Below are 8,919 nucleotides of genomic sequence, written 5' to 3'. Positions count from 1 at the left end.
TTCTTTACACATTTTTATTTTCTAATTGTGTAAACTTTTTTCCGTACAAGTCAGTTTATCCGTTATTGATTCACTATTTGCCAAATATGAAACAATAAATCAGCATTTACAGGTTCACTATTTCTTAAATTGTAGCTATTGTAAAATGTATGTTAAGCTGGCAAGGCATTATTCTCTTGTTTAGTATATTTGCCGGATTGTTCCTATCTTTGTATCCTTGTCAAAATAGAGAGTAAGATGAAATATACCCGAATATATATTCTTTTGACAGTCTTGCTGCTGCTTACCGCCTGTGGAGGAAAGCAGGCGGGGGGGAAAGTGGTGACGGTGACGATAGAGCCGCAGCGCTTTTTTGCCGAGAAGATTGCAGGAGATAAGTTTGCCATCCATTGTGTGGTTCCTTCCGGACAAAGTCCCGAAACCTACGATCCGACTCCGAAGCAAATGGTACAGATCGGGCGGAGTGCCGCTTACCTGCAGATCGGTTATATCGGATTCGAGCAGGTGTGGATGCGGAAGATACGTGAGAATAATCCCGATCTGAAGATATTCGATGTTTCCCAGGGTATGCAGTTTATGAAGGATACGGAAGAAGAGCACCAGCATGAAGGGCATGAGCACGAAGCCGGCGACGGACATCACCACCACCATGCAGGAGGTGTCGACCCGCATATCTGGAGTTCCGTCGAAGGGGCGAAAGTGATTGCCTGGAATACGCTGAATGCCTTTATCGAGCTGGACAAAGAGAATACCGAATATTATTGGAAGAATTATAACGATCTGCTGGCGGAGATCGAAAAGACAGAAGCCGAGATCAGACAGCTGCTCGATCCGTTGACCGACCGTACGTTCATTATCTATCATCCGGCCCTGACCTATTTTGCCGCCGAGTTCGATCTTACCCAGCTTTGCATCGAAATGGACGGGAAGGAGCCTTCGCCTGCCCAGCTGAAACAGTTGGTTATGACAGCCAAGGAGCATCATACGAAGGTTGTTTTTATCCAGCAGGAGTTCGACCGGAAGAATGCCGAACTGATCGCAAAGGAGACCGGCTGTCGCCTGGTGGTCATCAATCCGCTGGATTATCATTGGAATACGGAAATGATTCATATAGCAAAAGCATTGGCTGATGGACAAACTGATTGACATAGAACATGTAACGGCTGCGTATGGCAATAAAACCGTCTTGCGCGATGTTTCCCTGACAATCTGGAAAGATGATTTCCTCGGGATCATAGGACCTAACGGAGGCGGGAAAACGACGCTTCTGAAGGTGATACTCGGCTTGCTGTCTCCCGTTTCCGGCACGATCCGTTTTTATGAGGACGGCAAGGCTGTCCCCTCTCTCCGGATAGGCTATCTGCCCCAGCTGAATAATATCGATAAGAAGTTTCCTATCTCCGTGCGCGAGGTGATCGCTTCCGGACTTGCTTCGGAAAAGAAGCTTTTCCGTTCGTTCGATTCGGGCCAGAAGCAACGGGTGGAAGAGGTGATCGGCAAGATGGGGCTGGAAGAACTGGCTGGCCGCGCGATCGGCGAACTGTCCGGCGGGCAGTTACAACGGGTGTTGTTAGGACGTTCCATCGTTTCCCGTCCGCAGGTGTTGATACTGGATGAGCCGAACTCGTATGTGGACAAGCGTTTCGAGTCTCACTTCTATAAATTATTGGAAGAGATCAATAAAGAGAGTGCGATCATCCTGGTTTCGCACGATATCGGAACCGTATTGGCGATGGTAAAGAACATTGCCTGCGTAAATGAAACATTACATTACCATCCCGGCGCGGATGTGTCCGAGGAATGGTTGGGCGAGAAATATGCCTGCCCGATAGAGCTGATCGGACATGGTGACTTGCCTCACCGGGTTTTGAAAAAACACGAACATGAGTAACCTTTGTTGGATAAGCCTGCCGGAGATCGGATATATCGTCGGCATTGCAGTTATTATTTTCGGTATTACCGCCGTAAGGCAGAACCCATTCATCACGCGTGGACAGAAGATTCTTTGGATTCTGACTATCATCGTGTTGAACTGGATCGGCCTGCTGTTGTACTACTATACCTATTATATGAAGAATAAATGAAGAAGATATTGATTACCGGAGCAAGTGGTTTTATCGGCGGTTTCCTCGTAAAAGAGGCGCTCGACCGGGGCTATGAGACGTGGGCGGGAGTCCGCTCGACGAGTAGCCGTGCCAATCTGAAGGATGAACGGATTCATTTTATCGACCTGAAATATTCTGACCGGAAAGCGTTGACGGCCCAACTGGCTGACTTTGTCCGCGAGCATGGCGCCTGGGATTATGTGATCCATAATGCCGGGCTGACGAAAACGCTTAATAAAGAAAACTTTTTCCGCATCAATGCCGGGAATACCGCTAACCTGATCGAAGCGCTTGCCGCATCCGGTTGTAAGCCGGAGAAGTTCCTGTTGATGAGCAGCCTGAGCAGTTACGGGCGTGGGGATGAGAAGACATTCCGACCGATCTCGCCGGACGATCCGCAATTGCCGGACACGGCTTATGGAAAGAGCAAGTTGGAGGCGGAAAACTACCTGCGGCAACAACCCTATTTCCCGTATGTCATCCTGCGTCCGACAGGCGTGTACGGGCCGGGCGAGAGGGATTATTTTGTGGAGATTAAAAGTGTGCAGTCCGGTTTCGACTTTACTGCCGGTCTTACGCCACAGCGCATTACCTTTATATATGTAAAAGATTTGGCTACCGTCGCTTTCCTGGCATTGGAGAACGAGGCTATCCGGAACCGCCATTATTTTGTGGCGGACGGTGATGTCTATACGGACGAGTCGTTTGCCCGGATGATACAGGAGATATTGCAGAAGAAGCATGTTTTGCGTGCCCGGATTCCGATGGGATTGGTGCATATTGCCTGCCTGTGCTCGGAATGGGTCGGCAGGCTGTTGAAGAAGAGCATGACGTTGAATACGGATAAATATATAATCCTGAAGCAGCGTAACTGGATTTGTGACGTTACGCCGCTTCAGAAAGAACTTGGCTTTGTTCCGGCTTATCCGCTACGTCGCGGGCTGGAAGAAAGTATCGAATGGTATAAGAAAGAAGGCTGGCTGTAGATGATCAGTCTGCCTTTCGTGCCATGACGATCCCTTCTGTTGAGAGAGCCGGACTACCTTTGTAGCTGATTTTGATAAACCCGGCCGCTTCCACGCTGAGGTTGTTGCTGGCATACACATTGAATATCCCGAAACCGGCCACTTCGCAAGATACGTCCTCCGCTTTCAGGTCATATGCCTTGACCCGGCCTTTTCCGGCCACTTCATAAGAAACTTTTTTGGCGGCTCCTCCCAGTTGGTAAGTGCCCGAACCTGCTACTTCGCACTCGAGTGTGCCCACATCCAGGTCTTTGCCGTTGATGGTCGAACTTCCCGCTAAGCTGGTTGATAACTTGTCCACCTCGATCCGGTCGTTGAGGTTGATTGTTCCCGAGCCGGCCACTGATATTTCCAGTTCTTCGGCCGTGTACGGGCCGTCCAGGTTAATCTCGGCTTTGCCGGCGAGACTGATCTCTTTCATCTTTTCGGAACTTGCCCGGACCGTAAATTCGGACGGCCAGATGAATTTCTCTTTATAAGCGTCTTTGAGCTTGATGACTAAAGTCTTGTCGCTTACATATACTTCGAGCATGTCATAGACATTGCGGTCTGTCGTAATCGACAAAGCGGCAGCCCCTTCCGCCTGTGCGTAATGGATTTTTCCCGTCGGGCAGGCTACGGACAGCTCGTCATATTCTTCGACAGGCACGTTTATGGTTTCCACCTTTCCGTCTCCCCTGATAATACGCGAACAACCGGACACCACAAAGAGGATGCACAAGAGCGCTAATAAAGATACTTTTGTTTTCATGTCTATTTTTCTTCTTCTACCGTTCCTTTTCCTATCACTTTTTGCTGTACGGCTGTCGGGCCTTTATAGCGGATATTACCTTTGCCGACAATCGTCGCTTTCAGGTTTTCAGTAGGATGAACCTGGGCGGAACCTTTACCGGTTATCTTACAGTTGACTTCGGGAACGGCAACGCCGAATGCCATGATTTCGCCGTCGGTCGTGATGCTGTAATCCGCTTCCCCGGCTTTTCCTGCCTTCAGGTTGATCGTGCCTGAACCGTTGATGCTACATTCCAGCTTGTCGGCCTGCAAATTGTTGACAACCATGTTGGCGCTGCCCGATACGTTCAGGTCGAGTTTGCCTATTTCGACTTTTTCCTTCAGCTGGACGAGGCAGTTGGAGTTTGCCTTGATCTTCAGTTCGTCACCGGTCAGCTTGCTGTTAATCATGAAGTTTGCATTACCGGCGGCTTTTACTTCTTTCAGCCATTTGGAGTTGGTCTTGACGATGAACTTGGTGAAGTGGTCTACCTTGGCTCCTTTAAAGCTGACTGTCAGTTCGCGGTCTTTTATGTCGATGTTGACGTAAGGATGGAGGTTCTCGTCTACTGTCACTTCGAGGTAAGGGGTTGCATCCGACTGTTCGTAGTTGAAATCGATCACTCCGTCTATCTTAATTGCGTTATAATCGCCTACGGTTATTTTCTTGGTAGAGAGTTTTCCGTTTCCTTTTACATGGTCTGCTGCCTGGACGGAGAAAAATATTCCCAGCAGGAAAGCAATCGCTAATAGTCCTTTTGTTTTCATGTACATCTTCTTTATATTATACTTTTAGACGCATCTGTCGCGCCCTGGTTACAAATGTAGGAGGAATTTTGTAAAAGTACGCATAAAAACACCTGTAATTGTCAGTTCAGTTACTGATAATTACAGGTGTTTTACATAATATATTCAGTCTATTTTATACGTTTGATATCTCCGGATCCAGTACTGCGGATATCGGCTCTGGGATATCCTTTATACCGGATGTCACCACTTCCGGAGGTAGAAGCATCTAATGTCTCGGTAGCATTCGCTTCAATGTCTCCGCTGCCGCTCACCTTACATTTCAGGTCTTTGACGACAAATCCGTATGCATGGATATCTCCGCTGCCCGTTACCTTGTATTCGCCACTTTCCGCTTTCCCTTTCAGGTCCAGGTCGCCTGAGCCGGATATCGATGCTTCGATGTTCCGGCATGTCAGGTTGTTTGCTTTCATATCGCCGGACCCGCTGACTTTTATCTCGTATGTGTTTGCAATGCGTACCGGTTTGTTCAGGTAGATGTCCCCGGACCCGGATATATTCATTTTCAGGTCATCGCCGGTAAAATTATTTTGAAGTATAAAATCGACACATCCGCTTATTTTAACTTCTTCCAGCTTGGCCGAACTGCTGTTGATGATAAGTTTTGTCGGAAAGAGTCTGTCTTTGTTATTGGTTCGGATATTTAAACATCCATTAGATACGTTGATCTCCAGTTGCGGGAGCAAGTTCTCGTCGATAGTGATTTGCAAGGACGATTTTCCGGCTTTCTGCATGTAGTTAAAGACTGGGCCCTTGTTTCCTCCTTTTGAAGAAAAGAAGTTATTTCCGTCTATGTTGATGTTCCCGCCGATACGGAGTTCGGTGTAGTCGGATATTTGGATATCTTTGGTAATGACAGTGCCGTTGCCTTTTATATCTTTAGCATATCCGGCTGTTACACATAAAAAGAACAGAGTTGCTAATGTGATTAGTTTTGTTTTCATCGCTTTCTTCGTATTATGATTGATTAATTTTTCTTGATAGAGCCTCCGCCGACAACGCTTTTGCTGAGTTCGGGGTCGCCTTCGTAGCGGATATGTCCGCCCCCGGCTATGCTGGCATCCAATTGTTCGGATGCAAAGACTTCGATATTACCACCGCCGGCAACGCTGCATTCCGCTTTTCTGACCGTGCAGCCAAAAGCGCTGATGTCTCCACCTCCGGCAACGCTCATGCTGCCCCGTTCGGCTTCTCCTTTGAGTGTGATGTTACCGCTGCCTGCAACACTGCAATCCAGATTGTCCACTTTCAATTTCTTTGCATTCAGATCGCCTGACCCGGCAACACTGAATTCCACTTTACGCGCTTCCAGCGATTTGTCGAAGTTTACCGTGCTGCTTCCGGCAATGCTTACCTCTATTTTATCGACTTTGAGGAGGCTTGTCACAGTGAATTCACCGCTTCCGACAGCGCTTATCTCTTTCAGACTCCGTGAGTTTGTTTTTATTTCGCAAACAGTCGGTTGGAGGTTCAGGCTACGCGAAAATCCACTGCTTTTGGGCTGGATGATCAGTGTCTTGCCCTTTACCTTGATTTCAAGATTGGACAGGATGTTTTCGTCTACTGTTATTTTCAGGTAGGGCGAAGCGTTTGACTGTTCGTATTCGATATCCATTCTTCCGACATACGAGATTTCGTCGTAATCGGATATGGATATTTCTTTCGTTGTGATGTTTCCGTCACCTTTTATCGTATTCTTCTGGGCAAACCCGTTTGTAGCCATCAGCAGGATACTGGCGATAAAGTAAAATACTCTTGTTTTCATGTCTTATGCTTTTTTGTTCGTTTTCTTTTAAAGACGAACGGGGTGGGACGACGGTTGCATATATTCTTTATTATTTCTCAAATTAAATTTTCTTATATGCTGTACAACACAAATTAGCATTTTAACTATTGACAAATTCGGAAAAGCCCGTATCTTTGCATCGTGGTTTTTTCATAATAGTATTAGATTTAAGGTTAACAAAGTTGGTTAGGGGTTGTCGTGAGACAGCCTTTAATTGTTTATAGGGGTTTCTGCCGGTGCAGGAGCCTTTTTTTATCGGGAATACTCCGGTATTCGTCGGGATTTACCCGTTACCGGCCGTGTTTCTATTGCGTAAGTGACTCGCTGACCGTAGTTTTGCAGCAAATTAAAATGATATGAGTATGGAAACAAATCAACAGGGAAATTTTTACAGAGGTGGCTTCCCTCACCACAAGAGACTGAATACACTTGCAACTGCTGCTGTATTTATTATAGTCGGCTTGCTCTATCTCGGAAGAAATTTCGGGCTGATCGATTCTTATCTTTTCGATATTTTAGTGTCGTGGCAGATGTTGCTGGTTGTGGTTGGTGTCGTGAACCTGATTAAGCGGCATTTTATAGGTGGTTTTGTTACGATCGCTATAGGTGTTTATTTTTTGTTACCCGAAATAACCAGTATGGGGAGGGAGTGGGACAACGCATTTTGGCCGATCTTTCTCATTGCAATAGGACTCATGATTCTTTTTAAGCCGCGGCATCATGCCTCCCGTCGCCGTTGGGACGGAAGGACGGAATATGCCAAAGAGGTTTACAGCTCGCAAGACGGGTATGTGGTTTCGGATAATACGTTTGGTTCCGTCCGGCAGATTGTGTTGGACCCGGTCTTTAGAGGGGCGCGGATTAAAAATACATTCGGCGGGACTATCCTGGACCTGCGCCGGACACGGCTGGAAGCTGCACAGACTGCAATAGACGTGGACTGCACCTTTGGCGGAGTCGAGATTTATTTGCCTTCGGACTGGAACCTGCAAACGCAGATCGATGCTCTTATCGGCGGGTGTGACGATAAGCGATACAATACATCCATAGAAATTGATAAGGAACATGTACTCTTAGTAAGAGGAAGAGTCTCTTTCGGAGGTATCGAGTTTAAAAGTTGATTTATGCAGACGCATCCATTTATAGAATCGGTCGTTAACCGCATAATAGGGATTACCCTGGCGGTAGTGGCATGGATGGTTTATGCATGGCTCCTGTTTTGCTATGGGCAGGAGGGATTGTGGAATGCCTGCTTAGATGGTCTGGTTTCTGTCGGATTGTTGGCTGTGGCGGGTTTCCTGTATGGATATGTCGACGGAACTATCCATGCCTTGCAGATACGGGTTGCACTGGCTGTGTTGGTTCAGGCAATCAGCCTGGCCGGGGCATTCGAACTGCAAGTGCTACTGGAACAGGGAACCACTGATGATTTTGTCCACACGATACCCCTTCGCCTGGTTTTCGGTATCTTATGCTGGATCGTCCTGCTGCAATGGTACCGGATGAACCGGACCGATGATCAGGAGTTTGAAGAGGCTTCTGAAATAGAAACGGTAGAACCGGTACAGGCCGAAGAGGCTTTCCTGGACCGGGTTTCCGTGAAAGACGGCTCCCGCATCCATATCATTCATCTGAATGAACTGTTATACCTGCAGGCCGGAGGCGATTATGTCACGCTCTTTACCCCGGATGGGCAATTCGTGAAAGAGCAGACGATGAAATATTTTGAGACACACCTTCCTCCTACGGTATTTGTGCGGATTCATCGTTCCTGTATCGTCAATACAGAACAGATTTTGCGGGTGGAACTGTTCGGAAAAGAAAATTACCAGGTCCGGCTTAAAAATGGCGTTTGCCTGCGGGCAAGCAATGGCGGTTACAAGCTCCTGAAAGAACGTCTTTCCCTCTGATTTGGGACTGTAAAAGTGTTAATTTTAGCAGAATTTGACGCCTTTGTATTAAGTTTTGAGCTTTGTAACACTTTTTGTCGAAAAGAGGCTTCGGGCTTAACAAATATTGTCTGCAAAAGGCTTGACAAAAGGGCTTGACGCCTGTATCTTTGCATTGTGGTTTTTTCATAATAGTATTAGATTTAAGGTTAACAAAGTTGGTTAGGGGTTGTCGTGAGACAGCCTTTAATTGTTTATGGGGGTCTGTAAATGAATATTCTCAATAAAAATCTAATGTGTATGAAAAAAGGAACTGTTCTGAAAGGTGTTCTTCTGATGCTGAGCCTCACGCTATTCTCTTCGGCAGGCTTTGCACAATCATTTAATGGTTTGGGTAGCGACATGGGTAATTTGTTCCGGCTTTCGGATGCAAAGACGCGCTCTATCAGTCCGGAAAACAGAACCGGTGAAAAGGGAAAAGGCGGGCTCACCCGATATTTCATGGGGGTAGTTCTTTTACATTTTCCTTACAATGC

The 8,919-nt window shown here is 47.0% G+C and carries 10 protein-coding genes and 1 pseudogene; 7 read left to right on the top strand and 4 right to left on the bottom strand.

All coding sequences use genetic code 11. The features are described from left to right. Positions 1–237 precede the first annotated feature (237 nt). The 4 genes from DWW90_RS20095 to DWW90_RS20080 are packed head-to-tail and all read left to right on the top strand — an operon-like array spanning position 238 to position 3,091. Entirely contained in the window at positions 238–1,146 is a 909-nt protein-coding gene (locus tag DWW90_RS20095; protein WP_122346259.1) for a metal ABC transporter solute-binding protein, Zn/Mn family, read from the top strand. Continuing rightward, the gene (locus DWW90_RS20090) at positions 1,130–1,891 is read left to right on the top strand and encodes a metal ABC transporter ATP-binding protein (RefSeq protein ID WP_122346258.1); all 762 of its coding nucleotides are present in this window, start codon (positions 1,130–1,132) and stop codon (positions 1,889–1,891) included. The genes DWW90_RS20095 and DWW90_RS20090 overlap by 17 nt, the downstream gene beginning before the upstream one ends. Further along, positions 1,884–2,084, top strand: a complete 201-nt coding sequence (locus tag DWW90_RS20085; protein WP_115498515.1) for a PLDc N-terminal domain-containing protein — start codon at positions 1,884–1,886, stop codon at positions 2,082–2,084. Before DWW90_RS20090 ends, DWW90_RS20085 begins: the two co-directional genes overlap by 8 nt. Then, a complete protein-coding gene (locus DWW90_RS20080; protein ID WP_122346257.1) occupies positions 2,081–3,091 on the top strand; it encodes an NAD(P)-dependent oxidoreductase in 1,011 nt (336 codons plus the stop codon). Before DWW90_RS20085 ends, DWW90_RS20080 begins: the two co-directional genes overlap by 4 nt. 4 nt (positions 3,092–3,095) lie before the next feature. Here the strand turns inward: DWW90_RS20080 and DWW90_RS20075 are convergent, their stop codons facing one another. The 4 genes from DWW90_RS20075 to DWW90_RS20060 all read right to left on the bottom strand — a co-directional run bounded on the left by DWW90_RS20075 (position 3,096) and on the right by DWW90_RS20060 (position 6,473). After that, complete coding sequence (locus tag DWW90_RS20075; protein WP_122346256.1) at positions 3,096–3,881, bottom strand: head GIN domain-containing protein; 786 nt, start codon at positions 3,879–3,881, stop codon at positions 3,096–3,098. 2 nt (positions 3,882–3,883) lie between these two features. Then, complete coding sequence (locus DWW90_RS20070; protein WP_115498512.1) at positions 3,884–4,669, bottom strand: head GIN domain-containing protein; 786 nt, start codon at positions 4,667–4,669, stop codon at positions 3,884–3,886. A 149-nt stretch (positions 4,670–4,818) separates the two neighbouring features. Further along, on the bottom strand, positions 4,819–5,652 hold the full coding sequence (locus DWW90_RS20065) for a head GIN domain-containing protein (protein WP_122346255.1): 834 nt from the start codon (positions 5,650–5,652) through the stop codon (positions 4,819–4,821). 23 nt (positions 5,653–5,675) lie between these two features. Beyond that, entirely contained in the window at positions 5,676–6,473 is a 798-nt protein-coding gene (locus tag DWW90_RS20060; protein ID WP_122333032.1) for a head GIN domain-containing protein, read from the bottom strand. Positions 6,474–6,856: 383 nt separating this feature from the next. Between DWW90_RS20060 and DWW90_RS20055 the strand changes: the two genes are divergently transcribed. The 3 genes and pseudogenes from DWW90_RS20055 to DWW90_RS20040 form a co-directional block, all read left to right on the top strand. Next, a complete protein-coding gene (locus DWW90_RS20055) occupies positions 6,857–7,615 on the top strand; it encodes a DUF5668 domain-containing protein (RefSeq protein ID WP_122346254.1) in 759 nt (252 codons plus the stop codon). 3 nt (positions 7,616–7,618) lie between these two features. Continuing rightward, positions 7,619–8,404, top strand: coding sequence for a LytTR family DNA-binding domain-containing protein (locus DWW90_RS20050; protein WP_122333033.1), 786 nt, complete (start codon positions 7,619–7,621; stop codon positions 8,402–8,404). A gap of 279 nt (positions 8,405–8,683) precedes the next feature. Continuing rightward, positions 8,684–8,919, top strand: a pseudogene (locus tag DWW90_RS20040) (hypothetical protein); the annotation flags it as partial.

Source organism: Parabacteroides sp. AF17-28 (assembly GCF_003479205.1).
Taxonomy (GTDB): Bacteria; Bacteroidota; Bacteroidia; order Bacteroidales; family Tannerellaceae; genus Parabacteroides; species Parabacteroides acidifaciens.
Note: the sequence above shows the minus strand (reverse complement) of the source record. Positions and strands in the feature narration are given on the sequence as shown.